The 18,526-nt window shown below is 32.9% G+C and carries 24 protein-coding genes and 2 pseudogenes; 22 read left to right on the top strand and 4 right to left on the bottom strand.

The window, feature by feature from the left end:
* The first annotated feature begins 292 nt into the window (after positions 1–292).
* The 3 genes from AC1DIV_RS23560 to AC1DIV_RS23550 all read left to right on the top strand — a co-directional run bounded on the left by AC1DIV_RS23560 (position 293) and on the right by AC1DIV_RS23550 (position 1,748).
* Positions 293–715, top strand: a complete 423-nt coding sequence (locus AC1DIV_RS23560) for an HNH endonuclease (protein WP_340876347.1) — start codon at positions 293–295, stop codon at positions 713–715.
* 435 nt (positions 716–1,150) lie between these two features.
* Positions 1,151–1,297: a hypothetical protein gene (locus AC1DIV_RS23555; protein ID WP_340876349.1), complete on the top strand. Its 147-nt coding sequence runs from the start codon at positions 1,151–1,153 to the stop codon at positions 1,295–1,297.
* Complete coding sequence (locus AC1DIV_RS23550) at positions 1,287–1,748, top strand: putative toxin-antitoxin system toxin component, PIN family (protein WP_340876350.1); 462 nt, start codon at positions 1,287–1,289, stop codon at positions 1,746–1,748. Before AC1DIV_RS23555 ends, AC1DIV_RS23550 begins: the two co-directional genes overlap by 11 nt.
* Before the next feature lie 68 nt (positions 1,749–1,816).
* Here AC1DIV_RS23550 and AC1DIV_RS23545 read toward each other — a convergent pair whose 3' ends face one another.
* The gene (locus AC1DIV_RS23545) at positions 1,817–2,035 is read right to left on the bottom strand and encodes a hypothetical protein (RefSeq protein WP_340876352.1); all 219 of its coding nucleotides are present in this window, start codon (positions 2,033–2,035) and stop codon (positions 1,817–1,819) included.
* A 109-nt stretch (positions 2,036–2,144) separates the two neighbouring features.
* Between AC1DIV_RS23545 and AC1DIV_RS23540 the strand changes: the two genes are divergently transcribed.
* From AC1DIV_RS23540 to AC1DIV_RS23515, 6 genes and pseudogenes are all read left to right on the top strand, one after another.
* Positions 2,145–2,495, top strand: a complete 351-nt coding sequence (locus AC1DIV_RS23540) for an endonuclease domain-containing protein (RefSeq protein ID WP_340876354.1) — start codon at positions 2,145–2,147, stop codon at positions 2,493–2,495.
* A gap of 119 nt (positions 2,496–2,614) precedes the next feature.
* Positions 2,615–2,788, top strand: a complete 174-nt coding sequence (locus tag AC1DIV_RS23535) for a hypothetical protein (protein WP_340876355.1) — start codon at positions 2,615–2,617, stop codon at positions 2,786–2,788.
* A gap of 45 nt (positions 2,789–2,833) precedes the next feature.
* The gene (locus AC1DIV_RS23530) at positions 2,834–2,980 is read left to right on the top strand and encodes a hypothetical protein (protein ID WP_340876356.1); all 147 of its coding nucleotides are present in this window, start codon (positions 2,834–2,836) and stop codon (positions 2,978–2,980) included.
* Positions 2,981–3,066: 86 nt separating this feature from the next.
* Positions 3,067–3,411 (top strand): YolD-like family protein, encoded by a 345-nt coding sequence (locus tag AC1DIV_RS23525; RefSeq protein WP_340876357.1) that lies wholly within the window; start codon positions 3,067–3,069, stop codon positions 3,409–3,411.
* Complete coding sequence (locus tag AC1DIV_RS23520; RefSeq protein ID WP_340876358.1) at positions 3,408–3,545, top strand: hypothetical protein; 138 nt, start codon at positions 3,408–3,410, stop codon at positions 3,543–3,545. Before AC1DIV_RS23525 ends, AC1DIV_RS23520 begins: the two co-directional genes overlap by 4 nt.
* Before the next feature lie 93 nt (positions 3,546–3,638).
* Positions 3,639–4,208: pseudogene (locus AC1DIV_RS23515) on the top strand (hypothetical protein); the annotation flags it as partial.
* Positions 4,209–4,845: 637 nt separating this feature from the next.
* Here AC1DIV_RS23515 and AC1DIV_RS23510 read toward each other — a convergent pair.
* Positions 4,846–5,085 carry a helix-turn-helix domain-containing protein gene (locus tag AC1DIV_RS23510; RefSeq protein WP_340876359.1) on the bottom strand — a complete coding sequence of 80 codons (240 nt, stop codon included), beginning with the start codon at positions 5,083–5,085 and terminating at the stop codon, positions 4,846–4,848.
* A gap of 197 nt (positions 5,086–5,282) precedes the next feature.
* Between AC1DIV_RS23510 and AC1DIV_RS23505 the strand changes: the two genes are divergently transcribed.
* Positions 5,283–5,540: a hypothetical protein gene (locus AC1DIV_RS23505; RefSeq protein WP_340876360.1), complete on the top strand. Its 258-nt coding sequence runs from the start codon at positions 5,283–5,285 to the stop codon at positions 5,538–5,540.
* 279 nt (positions 5,541–5,819) lie between these two features.
* Here the strand turns inward: AC1DIV_RS23505 and AC1DIV_RS23500 are convergent.
* A pseudogene (locus tag AC1DIV_RS23500) lies at positions 5,820–6,347 on the bottom strand (DUF3898 domain-containing protein); the annotation flags it as partial.
* Between the two features lie 56 nt (positions 6,348–6,403).
* Positions 6,404–7,534: a site-specific integrase gene (locus tag AC1DIV_RS23495; protein WP_340876362.1), complete on the bottom strand. Its 1,131-nt coding sequence runs from the start codon at positions 7,532–7,534 to the stop codon at positions 6,404–6,406.
* 293 nt (positions 7,535–7,827) lie between these two features.
* Here AC1DIV_RS23495 and AC1DIV_RS23490 point away from each other — a divergent pair, with 293 nt between their 5' ends.
* The 12 genes from AC1DIV_RS23490 (at position 7,828) to AC1DIV_RS23435 (ending at position 18,509) form a co-directional block, all read left to right on the top strand.
* Positions 7,828–8,628, top strand: coding sequence for a hypothetical protein (locus tag AC1DIV_RS23490; protein WP_477577505.1), 801 nt, complete (start codon positions 7,828–7,830; stop codon positions 8,626–8,628).
* A 320-nt stretch (positions 8,629–8,948) separates the two neighbouring features.
* Positions 8,949–9,473 carry a DUF6241 domain-containing protein gene (locus AC1DIV_RS23485; protein WP_340876365.1) on the top strand — a complete coding sequence of 175 codons (525 nt, stop codon included), beginning with the start codon at positions 8,949–8,951 and terminating at the stop codon, positions 9,471–9,473.
* Positions 9,474–9,662: 189 nt separating this feature from the next.
* Entirely contained in the window at positions 9,663–10,175 is a 513-nt protein-coding gene (locus AC1DIV_RS23480; RefSeq protein ID WP_340876366.1) for a hypothetical protein, read from the top strand.
* 606 nt (positions 10,176–10,781) lie between these two features.
* Positions 10,782–10,964, top strand: coding sequence for a hypothetical protein (locus AC1DIV_RS23475; RefSeq protein WP_340876367.1), 183 nt, complete (start codon positions 10,782–10,784; stop codon positions 10,962–10,964).
* Between the two features lie 92 nt (positions 10,965–11,056).
* Positions 11,057–11,839, top strand: coding sequence for a hypothetical protein (locus tag AC1DIV_RS23470; RefSeq protein WP_340876368.1), 783 nt, complete (start codon positions 11,057–11,059; stop codon positions 11,837–11,839).
* Positions 11,840–12,502: 663 nt separating this feature from the next.
* Positions 12,503–12,691: a hypothetical protein gene (locus tag AC1DIV_RS23465; RefSeq protein WP_340876370.1), complete on the top strand. Its 189-nt coding sequence runs from the start codon at positions 12,503–12,505 to the stop codon at positions 12,689–12,691.
* Between the two features lie 5 nt (positions 12,692–12,696).
* Positions 12,697–14,277, top strand: a complete 1,581-nt coding sequence (locus AC1DIV_RS23460; protein WP_340876371.1) for a phage major capsid protein — start codon at positions 12,697–12,699, stop codon at positions 14,275–14,277.
* Between the two features lie 92 nt (positions 14,278–14,369).
* Complete coding sequence (locus AC1DIV_RS23455; protein WP_340876373.1) at positions 14,370–14,726, top strand: phage tail protein; 357 nt, start codon at positions 14,370–14,372, stop codon at positions 14,724–14,726.
* An 18-nt stretch (positions 14,727–14,744) separates the two neighbouring features.
* Entirely contained in the window at positions 14,745–14,969 is a 225-nt protein-coding gene (locus AC1DIV_RS23450) for a hypothetical protein (RefSeq protein WP_116821441.1), read from the top strand.
* 145 nt (positions 14,970–15,114) lie between these two features.
* Positions 15,115–15,474: a P27 family phage terminase small subunit gene (locus tag AC1DIV_RS23445; protein ID WP_340876374.1), complete on the top strand. Its 360-nt coding sequence runs from the start codon at positions 15,115–15,117 to the stop codon at positions 15,472–15,474.
* A gap of 159 nt (positions 15,475–15,633) precedes the next feature.
* Positions 15,634–16,779 (top strand): hypothetical protein, encoded by a 1,146-nt coding sequence (locus tag AC1DIV_RS23440; protein WP_340876375.1) that lies wholly within the window; start codon positions 15,634–15,636, stop codon positions 16,777–16,779.
* Positions 16,780–16,790: 11 nt separating this feature from the next.
* Entirely contained in the window at positions 16,791–18,509 is a 1,719-nt protein-coding gene (locus AC1DIV_RS23435; protein WP_340876376.1) for an ATP-binding protein, read from the top strand.
* Positions 18,510–18,526: the final 17 nt, after the last annotated feature.

Here is an 18,526-nt window from a genome sequence, read left to right as displayed (position 1 = left end):
ATGATTTCTCTCTCTTTATTGTTTTTTTTAAAATAAAAAAGTTCATACGATTCCGTAATTATTAATTCTTATGTTAATAATACATCAAGGTGATCCCGATTGCAAGCTATTATTTTTGATGAACTGGATAAAAGTGAACTGTACATTTATTGGAGACTCCACATCTCAATTTAGCGTATATAGAATCCATCTATTAATTAGTTGGATTTTATTATGCGTTAAATTATGTGGTGCTGCAATAAGTGTATAGGCAAACGTTTATACGCTAAAAAAATATGTGGAGGAATGTAAAATGAAAGAAGCAGTAAAAGAATTACCGAGTTTTGAGGAAGTAAAGCATGAGATGATGAGGTTGCCTGAATTTGACGGTTATCTAGTTCATCCACAACTAGGGAAAATATGGTGTCTGAAGAAACAAGGATGGCTTTTGGTTGATGCGATAGGTGTTGGTGATCGGGGGTATTTACTTACTAAATTGTTAAATAACAAAGGGAAGTCTATTCCTGTTCACGAACACGAGGCTGTTTTTTCGTGCGTTTGGGGTAGCTGGAAAAGTTGGAGGGCATATGGTCAGAAGATGGAAATCGACCATATTGACCGCAATCCTAAGAATAACAATATAGAAAATTTAAGGTTAATTGACAGAGCGTCACAGTATACTCCAGAAGTATTAGCTGACATGAGTAAACGAAAAGATTTAAACATGGATATCTAGACAGGTTAGAAGCGATTATGAAAATCGGACTGGTGGTAAAGTGAAATTCTACAAAAGTCAGGCAGAGAAATATGGGACATGTGCTAGAACTATTCAAAATATTATTCTTGGAGTATCGTATAAGGAGAAATCTTAATATAGAAATGGAAATAAAGAATTTACTGATTATAGCTTAATTCCTTAGGAAGTAATAAAGCTGATAAATATTACATAGTAAATCACGATAGAATACATAAGTGATACATAGAATAACAGCAGTCAGGGTGTTTCCGAATGCTCTGACTGCTATACTGGAAGCGAAAATTTATTTGAAGGATTATTGAATAGTATAATGGATAAAAATTAAAAAAAGAAGGTAAAATATGGTATAATAATTACAGGGATTATTAATCCGCTTGATTAGGTATTCAAATTACTAAACGGGAGGTAAAGAAAATGAGAGTTGGGGAGGATAAAAAAGCAATGACGCAATCAGAAGCTATCAAGAAAATAAGAAGTGTAATGCAGCAGCATATGAAAAAGACCGGATATACGTATGAGGATGCAAAAAAATTAATGGATGAGTATAAAAATGGGAGATAAATTAGTTGTAGATACAAATGTCTTTGTTGAAAGTTTCTTTGGTCCGGAAGAAAACGCTAGTTGTCATCTGCTGACCAATCTTGAAGAATTAGACATTCGACTATTATTCTCTCAAGATACAGTTGGTGAATTGTTTTATATTTTAAAAAGAACGTGCAATGAATCAGGATTAGAACTTGAAGATGCGCAAGATGTGCTCTATGCGGCAACTCAACTATTCCAACAGGGAAAATCTATAAATACAAATTACCACAAGCATAAAATTAATAAATTGCTAATCAATGATGAAAATGACCAAATGTTTGTGGACACTGCTTTTGCAGGAAATGCTACTCATTTAGTAACGTTTGATATTAAAAGTGGGATATTAGGTTTGAAAAAAGTACCCTTTTTGCCGTGTACTCCACACCAATATTTACAAATTAGATATTCACCTGAGCCTTCTAGTTGATAGCATTGTTGATAAAAAAAGCACTTTACCTTAATGGTCAGTGCTTTTTTGTGTATGTGAGAATGATATTATTTAGCAAATGGTCGAGATACAAATAGATGTTCTTTTCGGTTATAATGATGATCATTAATTTTAACATAGTCATCAGTAAATTCTTGAATAAAACCAGTTGTAAGAACGGCTTTGTCTTCTGTTAAATACTCTACATGAACAGCTGTTAGTAAATGCTGATGTGCTTCAAAATCTTTATCAGACTTAAGAAAGTCACCATCTTTAGTAACGTACATTTAAATCCCTCTTTTATTTACAATGGTAGAATATGTGGTGTTTTTTGGACTTGTCATATCAGGGTTTGTCTTTCTATGCTTGGACATACGAAGAAGCAGAGGAGTTACGGTGAATCAATACATTCCCCCATACTTCGTGGAATTAGACAAATGTAAAAGTCCTATTGAGAAGAAGGTACTGAAAGCATTGTGGATGAGGGATTACAAAGCAACTACCCAGTATCCAATAAGAAGGTATAGAATTGATGTAGCACTCCCAGAATATCGCATTGCTATTGAATGTGATGGTAAAGCTTTTCACTCAAGTAAGAAAGCTAAAGCGCACGACAGAAAGCGAGATGCATACCTAAAATCAATCGGATGGAAAACGCTACGATTCAGTGGAAGTAATATCAATAGGAATATGAGCAAGGTAATTACTCGAATTGAATCTGAAATACAGAAGAAACACTCTGATTAAAAAGTGTTTGTTACGTTTTCTGTCACAAATAAAAAATAATTGCTAATCTATTCACAATACTGTCACGAGGACTTTTTACCTATATAATGAATATATAGGCTATGAGGGAGGCTGATTTTGTGAAATTGAAAGAATTGAGTTTTGAGCGAACCGGTTACATAAAGGCTAAGTTACAGTTATTTGATGATCATGTATTCTTAATGGCTGAGGATTGTATGCCTGTGAAGTTGTGCCGTGAAAAGTATAGTGAAGAAGAAGCAATCCAATTTGCAATAAAGGAATTGAAAAACTGAATAATGTAATTTTGACGTAATCGATTGACATTTGGAGGAATAAACATGCGCAACCTAGAAGGCTTAAAAATAATTGATACTGATGAATACACTTATATAGAGGGAATTGGTACAGCTACTGAAGAGGGTACTCTGGACTTAGAGGGGTTAATTAAAACACTTTTACAGGAAAGATATTTCCGTTATCTATAGAAGGGAAATTTTCCCCTTCATTTTTTTTGACTAAACTAAGAACAAGTGTTCTATAATGTATTTATAGAATGAATGGAGATGTTCTTATGTCTATAAAAGATCGTGGAAAGCTTAAATGGCAACCTGCTTTGATGCTGCCTGAATACGTTAAATTATTAAATGACGTAAATAAGGATTATTACCGTCAAGTAAAGCCGATATTAGATGAGTACCAGTTAGAAGAGTTTGAGAACAAGATACACACTGCTATGGAATTTGCTTCACCTGTAATGTTTACTGTTTGGGAAGATGGTTTTGATTGGGAGTATGTTGGGATGATACATAGGTTAGATCAGTTTACAAAGGTGATTCATCTGGAGTTGGAAAATGAGAAGGGACATATTATCAGGGTGAAGTTTGAGGATTTTGTAGCGGTAGAGATAAGGGAATGAAAAAAATGTATTTAATTAAATGGATTGAAAATGGTGAAACTAAAACATTTGTCGCTGAAGGACACATTGAGCATTTGGCATATCAAGAAAAATTAGAAGAGAGAAATATTACCTTCTCAACTGAAGCATTATAGGGATCAGTGTTAAGGAAAAATTAAAAAACAATACAAAAGTATTAGATTAATATGGTAAAATTACAAAGAGTGTAATTTTTAGGGGGATTATAAATGAAAAAAGTAATAGCTGGTCTAGTTGTTTCAGTAGGACTATTAGCAGGATGTGGAGCAGAAAAACCAACTGATACAGTTGACGAGTTTTTAACAGCATTCCAAAAAAGTGACTTTGAAAAAGCAGGAAAACAAATAGATGAAGGCTTGGAAGAGTTACAATCTGAAGAGGAATCAATGAGTAGTGAGAAGTTTCTAAAAGCGATAGCTAAAGATTATAAGTTTGAGAAACCAAAAGAAGTGTCAAGCGAAGACGACAAGGCTAAGGTAAAGGTTGAAATTACATCAGTTGATGTTGGTGTAGCAACTACGGCTGCGATTGCTGAGGTAATGCCAGTAGCGTTTGCAACAGCGTTTGATGAAGATTCAGAGAAGGCTGATAAAGCAATGGAGAAGCTAATGGAATCATCCATGCTTAAGCATATCAAATCAGAGGATACGCCAAGGGTTACTCGTGAGGTTACGTTAAATCTTAAGAAGAATAAAGACGGAGAATATAAAATTGTATCAGATGATAACTTTAAAGAGGCTGTATTAGCAAACTTTGATCAAGTTGAAGATGCTTTTGGGGAAGATGCAGAAGAGACTGATTCTGCTGAGAATCAACCAGAACAAAAAGTTGAAGTGCTACGTGAGATAGCTAAAGACAAAGAGTATGATGCAAATCCAATCAAATTTAAAATTGAAGAAATCTCTTTTAAAAAGGTATCTAATGTAAGTGTAGATGAGCAAGATAGAATCTCCATGTATACAGAAAAAGAAGTCGGAGATGAATTCCAATATCTATATATTAAATCACATGCTGAAAACACATCTGATGAAGACTACAGTTTCCAAAACATTCAAGAGGTAACTGTATTCGCTAATGGCAAACAAGAAACAGTAGACTCATTGAACTATGACTTTATCGATTATGACGAAGGTGAAGATGATAATTATTATGGCAAGGTTAATAAAGAAAGTGAAGTAGGAGTAATTTTTAATACTCCTATAGAGGATATTGAAAAGATTAGACTTCAAATCAGTCCATCAAACGATGAGAACTTTGAGAATGGAGTAGATCCGCAGGTAGCTGAATTTGAAGTAAAGTAAACTAAACAATGGAATACACCTTAGCTCAAAAGAGGGGAAATTCATGAGTTAAAACGCAAGCTACAATTGTATTATTCACAATAAATTACCTTTTATACAAAAAACCACCAACAGTTTATTTTGATTGGTGGTTTTCTTCTGTTTGAATCAATTCAATTTCAAATAAGTCTTCTATAGATATCCCTAACGCTCTAGAGATTAAAACTGTATGAGTATCCTTGTGACTTTCTAATTTATCAAACCTTGAAATGTTTCCTTGAGCGATTCCTGTAAGTTCACTCAATTTAACTTGTGTCATTCCTCTTTCCTTCAATACTTTACCTAATCTTGGAGTGACCTTCACTGTAGTTTTCATTCTCATACAACCCCTTTTATTTACTTATATAATTATACTATATCTTATATCGTCTAGAACATAAAAAGATAATTTGGAAAAGTTGTAATTTATTGTTGATATAATATATACTATATAGTATAGTTAACTTATCAGCAAGACGGACAACGAAAAAATCCAAACAAAAAACAGCCGAAAGGCAAAAGGGGATATTTAATATGACAACAACAATCGAAGCTAAAAAGGTATTCGTAACTGACAACGAAGCACAATGGATCGTATTTGAAAAAGAAATGCAAGCAGGGTTCCAATATCAACTTGCTTCTATTGAAGACCTACACGACTATGCAGCTGGAACAGGTGAAGTATTTACATACAACGTTGAAACTGCAGAAGGTGTGGTTCAATGGCATGAAGAACAATTTCCTTATGATTCTTCAGTTGACTATGTTTGTGAGTACCGGGTGATCAACTAATCTTATGAGAAAAAAGAGAATCTACCTAAACGTAGCAGGGAAGGGGAAATTTATAACTTTGGAATACAAGAACATGAAGTTGTATGAAAACAAGTTCTAAAAGAAAAGAGCCTAAGTAGCAGTATTTACTTAGGCTCTTGATAAGCATGCATTTCTAAAAAAATATATAACTTCTTAATTGAAAATAGAAGTTAGTAGTTAAATTTAAGAGTATTAATAGTATTTTAAGGGTCTAAAATTGATCACATACTGCTCACATTTTTGCTCACAAAACCTTCCTCAAACCTTCCTACTAATCCGCTCCACAATCTCCATCAAATCATCCGGCCTATGAAACTCAATCGGCGAAACGCCTTTATCGAACTCTATCGTATCGGATTCTATCATTAATACATATTTTCCATTAATCTTCCCTAAATGAATGCTGTCGCCAAAATCGGCTAACAGTCCTTTGATAGATGTACTGCCAAGCTTCATTCGTAATTCAGCTTCAGGTGTGTGTTCGACAATCTGGGCTGTGGCTTCGACGACCTGATGTGTTTCTAGACGTTCCTGGATTTCACGCTTATCGCTGGTTTCCCAGATTTCCAGGTCCTGTTCGAATTTCTGCAGTTCGTCACTGTTTTCTTCGAATTGAGCAGATACATGCTCATGGACCATGTGGATGACCTGGTTTTTCATGATTTCTGGCATCGATTCGCCATATTCAACGAATTTCAAGAAGTCCTCGAAGTAGCGGGCATGTGAGGCCTGATGGATTTTCAGTTCGCCTTCTTCGACCATACCTTCTTCGGGCATGTATGGAAAAGGGTATCTAAGCCTTTGATACAACTAGTATTAGGTTGCGATGATCACAAAATTGGTCACAATTGAAGTATTTTATCAAGTTCAATTGCTACACTTTGCTGCATATTTTGCGAAACGTGACTGTAAATATCAAGTGTCGTTGAAATATCAGCATGACCTAATCTTTCACTAATTAGCTTTACGTTTACATTTTGCTGAATTAGAAGAGATACATGTGAATGTCTAGATGAGTGAAATTTTATTCGAGGTAATCCAATTTTATCGGTTAAATTGTAAAACTCTTTCCTGAAATTTCGTGGAATCATCGGCGTTCCATGTTGTGTGCAAATTATTAAATCATTATCTTCATACTTCTCACCTAGTAAGAGTTTTTCTTCAATAATCATTTGTCGGTGACATATAAGTTCGGGTATTAATTTTGCAGGAATACTAACTGACCGAACACTAGAATTATTCTTTGCTCCTGCTTTAATTTCAGCCTTTTGAGTTAAAGTTTGACGTATATATATAGTGTTAGTATCAAAGTCTATATCTTTCCATCTAAGTCCCATTATTTCGCCTTCACGGCATCCACATAGGAAACCGATAAGGAAACCTACAAAGCAACGTGTTAATCGTTTAGTCTGTTTAGAGGCTGCTATAAAATAATTAATCTGTTCAAGAGACCATATTTCAATTTCCTTCTTTCTAATTTTAGGTAATGTAATGCCTATGGAAGGATTCGTCTTGATCAGTCTAATAATAGTTGCCTTTTTTAATGCTGCACTTAAGACACGGAATATAAGGTGAATTGTGTATTCAGAATAATGGTTCTCTTTCACTAAATCATTTACAAATCTTTGAAGAATCATTGGAGTTATTTTTTGTAATTTAAAATGACCTAAGCGAGGCTTTATGACAGTTCTAAAATAAATATATTGAGTTTCATAAGTGCTCGCCTGTAATTGGATTTTACGTTCCTGAAACCATTCAATCATAAACTTTTCTAAGCTTAATGAAGATAAATCAGTAAATTCATCTTGAAGAATTTCAGATTTAACTAGTGTCATAGCATCTAAAGCTTTTTGTCTAGATAAAAAACCTCTGCGGCGAATCTGCTTTCGTTTACCTGTCAAAGGGTCTATTCCACCATTGAAGACAAAATCCCATTTTCCTGTTTGTTTATTTTTAGTTATACTTCCTTTCACAGTAAGAACAACCTCCTTAAAAGCTGCTCTTTAAACCTGAAAAGATTTCCTAGGTATATTTTAACATGATTATTTTTAAGCGGACAGAGATTGAACAAAAACATAAACAAAGGGTTAAAAGATATAAAATTTTATGTACGAATATACGTTCGCTATAATAAAATAAATAAAGAGATGGCAAATGAGTTTGGCGGCTCTACCATCTCTTATTAAGAATATCGCAGAAGAATTAAACTTCTACATGAAACATAGTAGCAAATCTACTTCTTCTGTGTCAAGGGAGATAGACTATAATGAAATTAATGTCAATTTTAAGTGGTAAAGGATTTGTAATGTACAACAAAGATTTAGCTCATTCTGTRTCAGTAAATGGAGCCATCATATTTGGACAGTTGTGTTCAAGTTATGAAAGTTTCGGCAGCAAAGGAATGTTAACTATAAGAGAGGACAAAGAATTCTTCTTTTTAACTAGTGAAACTTTAGAGAAAGAAACTTCTTTGACATACAAACAGCAACTTAAGGCTGTTAAAGAATTAGAAGTCGCCGGTTACATAGCAACAAAAGTAATGGGTGTTCCTTCAAAAAAATATTTTCACATCACAGATAAGATTGTAGATGAATTACTATTGGAGAGTAATCCTAAGTCTGAAAAAAGGGAAGACCAGAACATACCACCAAATCAAGAGCATGAAAGACAAAAAGTAAATCCCAGCTATGACAAAAGGGAAACCCTAGCCTTGACTAAAGGGACCGGCAAGCCTTTACAAAAGGGCTCAAGTATTAAAAAGAAAAATAAAAAAGAACAATATAAAGATAAAAAAGATTATATTGTTAACAAGGAATCAGTTAACAATGATGATATAATTTTTAAATTAACTAACGAATATCGAATCAGGGGACTTAGTAAAGAAGTTTGTTATAGGGTCTTAAAAGAGGTAGAAGCAAATCCTGATATAGATAACTTTGGAGCTTACTTTAGAACTTGCTTAGAAAACACCTTATATAAAAGCCAATTGAAGCATGGACAAATTGATCCTTATGAGATATTTGAAGAAAGATTAAAAGATTCCAATGTTCAATTAATTAACTGGTAAGATTTGTATAGTACCCAGAAGTCTCAGGATGCTCTGTATTGGTTTCCAATAAATTTTATATAGAATTTATATAGGGAATAGTTTAATGGCCAATACAGAGTGATTATTAACCCCATCTAATCAATTTAGATTTTGAGGATTAATAACTTATGCTCAATTTTTTTATTATAAGATAAAAATTTTATATCTATCTATATGGTTACTTAATAGTTTAAGATTATTTGTTAATAGTATATGTTAATATAATAATGGTTAGCTTATCCATAAAAGGATGTAACTGAAATGAGTGATAATCGAACTATGACTCGGAGGAAATTACAATGAACAAATTTAGATGGTCAATGGTTGGACTTATAGCAGCTGCTGCAATTATCTCGGTGGTAATGACAATGTATCAGAACGCTAAAAATTATGAAGCAAAGCGTGAAAATACAGCCACCCCCGTGGAAATTTTGAATAAGGATGAAGAAGAAGACATGGATGAACAAACTGCAGAAATTGGTGGAGTACAAGATGAAACTGGTCTTACCCAAAATTCAACTCAAGAAGAAGTCATGGATGTTATGCACCATATGACTCATCAAAAAGTTATTGCAGAAGAGAAATGGGGAGCAATTGAGATGAATTCCGAAAACATCAATGCAGTTTACGAGATTGTGGCTGATAGCGAATTCATGCTTAAAGGTGATTTGTTAAATATCGTAACTGGTTGGAAAGAAGGAAACTTTGACAACGTTGCTCAAGATCATAACTACTTTTGGGATTATCAAAATGGGACTGTTGGAAAAGCTACTGGAATCCTTAACTCGGATGAAGAAGCAGAATTTATCGATAATAACTTTTAACAAAAAACGAGCCAATCAAGACGAGCCCATCAAGGCTTATTTTTTATTTTAAAATCAATATTTTATGTTAAAAATCTGGTAATTTTCTAGATTTGCGTACAAGCTTTATTACTAATGTTACAATATATTGCAGATTGAAACAGAATCGGTTAATAAAGAAATATTTATAAACATCGGGGGAAAATCATTATGAAAAAGAAAATTGCTGGATTACTTTTAGCAGTAGGAATTATTGGAGGAATTACATCTAACGCATCAGCAGAAATGGTTGCCCAAGATGTTAAACAGACAGACCCCTTCTACAGTGATGTTCAGTATGTGTTGGGTTATAATATCATGAAAAACAAATTTGAACAGCCAGAGTATAACAGATATGAATTTAGACCATATGATACAGTTCTAAGATATGAACTTGCAGGCAGTTTCTTAAAGTTTAGAAACATGCTGTATTGGAATGAATTTAAACCACTTCAAGACCAAGACAAAGCCATTAATGAAAAGTTAGGAAATCTTTCATCTGAAGTTCAGGGAACCAAAGGGAAAATTAGCACATATGAACAAGAAATCAATGCTCTCCAAACGGGAAATGAAACTTTGGAAATTGAAAATCAAGAATTGAAAAAACAATTAGAAGATCTTTCCGCTCGTGTTGAAAGCCTTGAAGAAAATGCAAAACTTTGGAATGAAAACAAACCACAATAAATGAATAGATTATGAAAAGGGACCTTCGGGTTTTCTTTTCAGATGAAATAAATAATAACGAATGAATATTTATGAGAAGGGAGCGGAAAATCTCCCTTTTTTTATTTGGCCTTACAGCACTATAAGTTTAAGATGTAATTAAAATTCTCATTATATATCTTTAATCAATCCTCATACCTATCCTCAGAAGCTCCAAATTGACCCGTGCTGGACTCTAATTATCTGACTAATGGATATATATTAATCTTCTTAAAAGTCCCCTAGAATTCATTCTAAAAAAGTTTTCTCCAGTTGATTTACGTTTTGCATGCATCGGATATAGTACATATATATAATAAATCCAACTAAAACGGAGGCTTTATCAAGATGCAAACTAAAACCATTTCTTTCTCAATTCCAGAATTTTTATATGAAGAATTTTCCAACTACTGTAAATCGAATGATTTAAATAAATCAGCGATATCACGAGGATTAATTTACTCGTATTTAAAGGACAAAATTCAAAATGCTTCATCACCAATTTTTCAAATTATCGAAGAATGACCTTCCTACTACTGGAAGGTTTTTTAATTTACAGAAGAACATTCAAATAGGAGGAACCATCCAATGTCAAACAATCCAATTTCAAAAAAACGTATATTCAAAAGATCGCTTGCTATCAAGTTAACTGAGCTAGGTCATAAGATTTTAAAAGTTGAAAAGAACAAATATAGTCCTGGCTACATGGTTTATATTTTCGAATCATCCCTGCAGCTGCATGAAGATTTATCCAAAATCACTGATAGGTAACATCGAAATGTTCCATACATTTATATATATATATTGGTAACTTTTAATGTTACCTATTCACACATTCTAAGAAAACTGAGGAGACATTCAAAATGATTGAACTAAAAACCTATGCCACTAAAGAAATCTGTGAGGCTCTTAATATAAAGCAGACCTCTTTTAAATCTCATAAAGAAAAATTTCTAAAAGACTATTATTATATAGAAACTAAAGTCGGACGAAGCAAAGCTTACACTGTTACAGGTTATAAAGAACAAGAGAAATCTGAGTTCATTAGGCTTTGCGAAAAATTAGCTGGTACCGAAGTTTCTTTTCCTAAGGAAAGAACAGCAGAAAAAATATTGAAAGTTTTGTTTCAAAAAGATTATACGATTCTTGATTATGAAGACTTAGGATACGAAATACCGGATACTCTCAAAAGACATACAATCGGAAGGTACATTGATTTATTCAGAAAGTATCAAATTCTCCCTCCAAAATTGCCGAAAGAAATACGATATTCTTTTGATAAAGATACAGGAGAATTATTCTCAAAACTTCATGATCCTAATAAATACGTTTATTACTCCGTTTCTAGAGGGGACGAATTTCGAGAAGAATTGAGCGAGCGAGAATACCTTGAAATGAGAAAGTTTGTTGAAGAAAAATATTCTGAGTATCTTTCCTATTTTATGACCGCATTGGATGGACAAGAGCATTCAAATGAGGAAAGAGTTCAAACAATAAAAGATTACAAGGAAGAAGCTAAAAAATCAGCTTATAAAGATTGTAAAAGAAATTACACTGGCGTTCCTATGAAGACCCTTTCTAAAGTTCCTACCATAGAAGCACTTGAGATTTTTTCTTCATATTTTAGCTTTTCCGAGGCAGCCTAATGGCTGTCTTATTTTTTTGAGAAGTTTTCAAATCTCACTTGCGTTTTATTATGAAATAGTTTCAGAAAAAGTGTCTAGTATGTAGCACTCGTATATATATGAATTAGGGAGATAAAAAAATGCTTTAAAAGCAATTATTTTCCAATATATCGTACCAAGCACTTTAGATATGTATATATATTTATAGAGAGATAAGTTTATTCCAATTCTCTTTCCTCTCTGTTTCTTTCGTAATTGAGTGAAACGTTTTTCCTTAAGAGTTTTAATATTCATGATTTAAGTTGAATGTTTAGTTAGCTTCCTCTTTTCTTCCATTTCGGAGAAGTTGGCTATTCATTCAACCTCCTTAATAATTTGATTCTTATAATAAACAACATAGGTTTTTTGTTGCCATAAATGAATTTCTCCGATTTTGATTTTAGTTGAGTTGCCGATGTTGTTTATTATGAGAAGCAGAAATATTTAGTGCCCGAAAGGGTCATATATATACAGTTGGCGTTTTGTACGAATGCTATGGCCAAACTTTCTATTCTTGCCATGACGATCTTTGCCTAAATCCGAGCGAAGTAGAAAATCAAGAGTCATACCTTCGGGTATGGCTATTTTTTTACGATTTTTTAAGTTTGCTTTCAAAGCAAAATATTAATTCGAAGGAGACATATCATGTCGAACTTAAACAACGATGAAAATACTTATAGATGGGTTAAAAACGAACGGATATATACCCTAGAAAATTCAGAAAGAAAAGTTCTTCGTACAGCAGAAGACCGAACTTGCAGTGGAAACTTTATCATAGATTCCATACTAGAGGATTTAGCTGCTGAATGTTTTGAAGAACTAGAAGGGAAGTAGAAAATATGAAAATGGAACTGCGTGCTAATTCAACTGAACTACGTTCTAATGGAGACGGAACGATGACTGTAAGTGGATATGTTAATAAAACGGAACAGCTTTCTGAGACTCTAGGCGTCACTAAGCGCTTTAAAGAAAAGATTGCAAAAGGAGCTTTTGCTCGTGCAATTCAAAATGCAAAACTAGATATTGATTTTTTGGCAGAACACAATTCAAAAATGATTCTTTCGTCCACTCGCAATGGAAGCTTACAATTAAGAGAAGATGATAAAGGTCTTTTCTTTACGGCGACAATTACTTCTACATCTTGGGGACGTGATTATTATGAATTGGTTAAGTCGGGAATTTTGAAAAATCTCAGCTTTGGCTTTCGTACTATCAAAGACAGTTGGAGATCAATTGAATCGGGTCTTTATGAACGAACAATTGAACAAATGGAGCTGTTCGAAATTTCGATAGTTCGCAACCCTGCATATAGCCAAAGTTCAATACAAGCCCGAGGAATTGACTTGGTAGAAGAAGTTGATATTCCTAAAAATGCACAAGTGTCTAACGAAAAGACTGAAAATTCAGTTAACAAACAAAAGGAGATAAACAATACAATGAAAACTGAACATCGATATGGAACCACTTATAAAAATGAAGTAGAGGAAAAACGAACTTTAGAAAGCCAAGCTTTTAATGCATTTGTTGCAGGCGAAGTTCAAGAGGCTCGTACACTTGGTATTCAAACAACGGTAGGAAACGGAGCTGTAATTCCAACAGCAGTTGCTGACACTCTTGTTGAGAAGCTAGAAGAAAGTTCCCCAGTATTTGCTCGTGCTCGTAAGTTTCCATCTGTGGCTGGTACATTAAGAATTGCTAGAGAAACATCCGTTGGAACTGGTGCCTTTGTTGGCGAAGGACAGTCACTAACTGAAGGTATAATCGAACTTGGACATATAGACCTTGCTCAGAAGCGAGTAGGAGCATACATGGCTTTAACAATGCAATTAATTAATGATTCTGCTATGAATATGGCTGAATATATCCCTAACTTACTAGCAAAACGCACCTTCAAAGCTGTTGAAAAATCAATCCTTCGGGGTACGCTTGATGAAGACTTTAAAGGTATTGTTCCAAATGAAGAGATTGGAAAGTTTACTTTACCAATAGCAGTTACTGATATTGAATTGTTAGATAAGATTCTTGACATGGTAACATCAATTCATCCAGAATATCTACAAGGTTCAGCGTTCATTGTTTCAAGACCTTTCTTTAACAAACTTTCTAAGTTGAAAGATGGAGCAGGACATTTTTATATGCAGAATGGTATTGTAAATGGCCGTCCAACTTATACTTTCCTTGGTTTAGAATTAACAGTTACTAGCTCATTAGAAGATGGTACTGATGTTGGACAAGTCCCATGTGTGTTCGGAAATATTGAAGCTGGATACGCAGTTATGATTAAAAAAGATCCACAGCTTATTACAATTCAAGATACTGAACAAGCTCTTAAAGGTTCAGTTGGATTCCTTCTTGATGCCTACATGGATGGGGCAGTTTATAATCCTGATGCATTAGCTAAGTTAACTATTACTACTTAAGTATTCAACTATATTTGAAGTTCTTCACATTCGAAGTCAGATTAATTTCTGGCTTCTTTTTTATTTTTATAATTGAAAGAAGGTAAATAAGAATGGCAAAAAAATCAGGAATGAGATGCAAAGTATACATCCATAAAGCAGGAACAAATATAGCATTAGCTGCCCAACGAAATGCTACCTTAAGTCATTCAGTAGAAAGCACTGATACAGAAGTATTCTCAATAGCTTGTAATAAAGCATTCGTTACTGATAGTGAGGCATATGCAACATTAAGAGAAGAGCACTTTCAAGGAAATAATGTTGATGTATATATCGACCTACCATCTGGAATGAAGTACTTTGGTAACTGCGCAATAACTACTTTTGATAATGATATTCCATATAATGAGTTAGGCACCTGGCCCATATCATTACAGGGTTTAAGCACTCAGTTAATAGTAGTTAAGTAAGAGAGGATGGAACATCAAATGAAAGAGAAACTAAATCATTTACAAATAGTACGTGGAATTATAGATGAAGATAAGTTTAGGTTTGCAGCTGCAACAATCTTAATTGATTACTACTTAGATGAGATGAAGAACAAGGGTAAGGATATGACACGAACAAACCTGTTAGATAGGGTGAACTTATCCTTAAGATCAATGGGTAATGCCGAAGTCTCTTATGGTTTCATAAGGCGATGGTTTGAATAAAACATTTATATAGGATGAGGGGTACCGCCTATCCTCCAGAACAAAAACAGTGTAAGTACTGTAATAACCACCATAGGTACACTTTCACTACCAGAATTTTTTATAAAAACTATTTTTATGTATAAATATGTAAAGGAGAATTAATATGAAAGCACCTGAACATTTTGATGAAACTACCATACGTTATTTTGACTATGTGGTTAAAGAGTTAGAGAAAATCGGAAAACTTGACCCAACTAATCAAATCATAATTGAACGACTAGCATTTAACCTAGCAACAGTTGAGGCTTGCGAACGTGAACTTTTTCAAGATGGTTATACTGTCATGGGTCCTCATGGAAAAAAAGAACATCCGTCGGTCAGTACAGCAATGAAAGCTCAAGCTAAAATTATCGAGAGTTTCAAATTGCTTGGATTAGATGCAGCTCAGAAATTCAAAGAAGAACAAGCTAAACCGGAGGATTTGAGTAATGACCCGCTTCTTAAAATTCTTGGAAGAGTATAAAAATTATTGTTAGAAGTATAATTAATGAGAAATTCTTAAATTTGCTGTTTATTTTTTTTCCTTCCAGCAAGACTTCTACATTATTCCTAAAAAATTCACAAAATTTATATAAAAAGGATATATAATGTAAGTAGTTGTAAATTGTTGGAGGTAGATAGTTTGAATTCACAAGTTAATGCGGCTCCGGAGGAAAGGGATGGAGGATATTACGCAATCAAGGGTTTTTTATATCAATTTGATATTACACTATTAGAAATATTAAATAATCCCGGAACAAGAGTCCAATTTGAACAAATACAGGATATTAATTACGACAATTATGTTATTCAAGTAAAACATAAAGAAACACAAGATTACAGTGATAGTAAGATTAGAAAACCCATAATGCAATTAATAGATATATTTAATCAAGATAATAGTAAAAAGCTTAATTTATATTGTCATTTTAAAGATCAACCCCCTTGTATTAAATCACTAAAATTGTCTGAACTTGATAAGATATTAGGAGATGAAAAATCAAGATATAAGCGCAATTTAAAAAGTCAGTTTATAAGAAATTTTCAAGTAATTTTTTCTAACGATTTTAAATCTCAATTTATTGAACTTATAGACTTAATTAAACGACTATATACTAAAAATGATTATATACTTGCAATATATTATCACTCAATTTTTAGATCTAAATTATTAGATTTAGCTATCCAAGAAAAAAGTATGAGAGAAATTAACAAAATTGACTTGGATGGACATATCAAAGATGTGAAAAAAGTTATCTTTCATTCTTCCTATGCCGATTTTTTAACTAAAGAGCAATATGAGAAATTGATAAAAAAGGAGTTTTTTACAATTAAAACTCCCAATATTAATAATTTTGAAAGGTTATTTGTAATAGAAACAAATGAAAAGGATCATATTGTTGATGTACAGAAAACTATATATAAAATAATGAGAAAGTATTATCGTCCTAATAAATCGCCGGCCCCGTTTATTTGTTTTAGTAATATAGCAGATGGAAATTTGAACATTATTAAACAGTCCCTAATAGATCAAGAGTTTTTCTTTATGGATGGTACTTTTTTTAATGGTGATAAATTTAGAATAGACAAGATCATTGAGAGAAATGAAAGTGTGCAGGTAAAGATTATTAATATTGAGGATTTACCAGAAGTAGTTAGGAAAATGAATTTCAATGAAATATATCAGTTTCACAATAATAAGCAAGTACCATTAGATACAAATTCAAGTACAAAACATATCCAAATATTCACTGAAGATATACAGCAAATCTTAGGAATGATTTCATAGGGGGAATAAAGATGGAAGCGACTTTTGAACAAAAAATTGCAAAGGTTATTTCAGTATTGCCGAACAAAATTAAGATAGAAGTAACTGACATTGAGAAGTTTAAATTAGAAGCTGAGAGATTTTCGGTAGGATCATATATTCGAGTATCGGATAGTGAAGATTGCGCCTTAATTTGTATAATAGAAAATTTTTCAATTCAAAAAGAGGGTAGTGAAAGTCAGTATATTCTAGAAGCGATGCCCCTTGGATTTTTGGATAGTGATGGAAAGTTTACTAGAGGGGGAAATAATATTGCAATTCCACCGACAGATGTGAAGCTTGCAAAAATAGAAGAGATACAGACTATTTATGAGGCTGTTGAACCTATAAAAAGGTTTTGCTTTTCAAATTTAACACAAGAGAAAGAAATAAATGTTCCGGTGAATGGTGATAAGTTTTTCAATAAACATATTGCTGTTGTAGGTTCTACTGGTTCTGGTAAGTCTCATACAGTTGCAAAAGTACTACAAGAGGCTTTAGCAGTTAAAAATAATGGATATGAAGGGTTAAACAATTCACATATTGTTTTATTCGATATTCATTCAGAATATAAGGAAGCATTTCCAGGAGCTAACTATATTGATGTAAATAACTTAGTATTACCTTTTTGGTTAATGAATAGTGAAGAATTAGAAGAATTATTCATAGATACTGAAGCAAATGATCATAATCAAAGAAATGTGTTTAAAGAAGCAGTAACCCTTAATAAGAAAAAGCATAATCCAGGAGTGGATCCAAAACAAGTAACATATGATGCGCCATATAAATTCGATATAAATGAAGTATTTACTTATATACTTAACAAAAACAATAATAGAAAAAATAAAGAGAATAAGATTGTTTGGAAAAATACTGAGGGTCACGAATTTGAGATTACAAGTGATAATATAAATTTAATGTTTGAAGATATTCTAACTCCAGCAGGTACTTCAAATGGTCCTAATTTTGGGGATTTCCTTAATTTTATATCAAGAATGGAAAACAAATTAAATGACAAGAGATTAAGTTTTTTACTCACCGGCAGAGTAAAAACAATTTCTTTTAAAGATACTATCAAACAGTTTTTAGGGTACGAAATAGAAGGGCAAGAAACCCCAACGAATCATAATGTCTCAATAATTGATCTAAGTGGGGTTCCTTTTGAAGTTCTAAGTATAACTGTTTCTTTAATATCAAGGGTGATTTTTGAATATGGGTATTATTTCAAAAAAACTTTTAATGATGATTTTGATAAAACTCCAATAATGTTAGTTTATGAAGAAGCCCATAAATATATCCCAAAAATAAAATCATCTAAATATAACTCATGTCGAGTTTCAATAGAAAGAATTGCTAAAGAAGGTAGGAAATATGGGGTCACTGCAATGATTGTGAGCCAAAGGCCTTCTGAAATTTCTGAAACCATTTTTTCACAGTGCAGTAATTTCATTTCTATGAGATTAACAAATCCAGAGGATCAAAATTATGTGAAAAGGTTACTTCCAGATAGTTTAGGGCCTTTAACAGACTCCTTACCAACATTAAAAGAAGGTGAAGCAATACTTATTGGTGATTCTATTGTAATGCCATCTCTAGTAACAATTAATCCATGTGAGCCAACTCCATCATCAAATGATATTAGTTACTTACAAGAATGGAAGAAAAAATGGGCAGATGTGGATTTTGAGATTCTTGTTAATAATTGGAAATGAATAAAGGTACACTAGAT

Source organism: Peribacillus sp. 05N428 (assembly GCF_056397085.1).
Note: the sequence above shows the minus strand (reverse complement) of the source record. Positions and strands in the feature narration are given on the sequence as shown.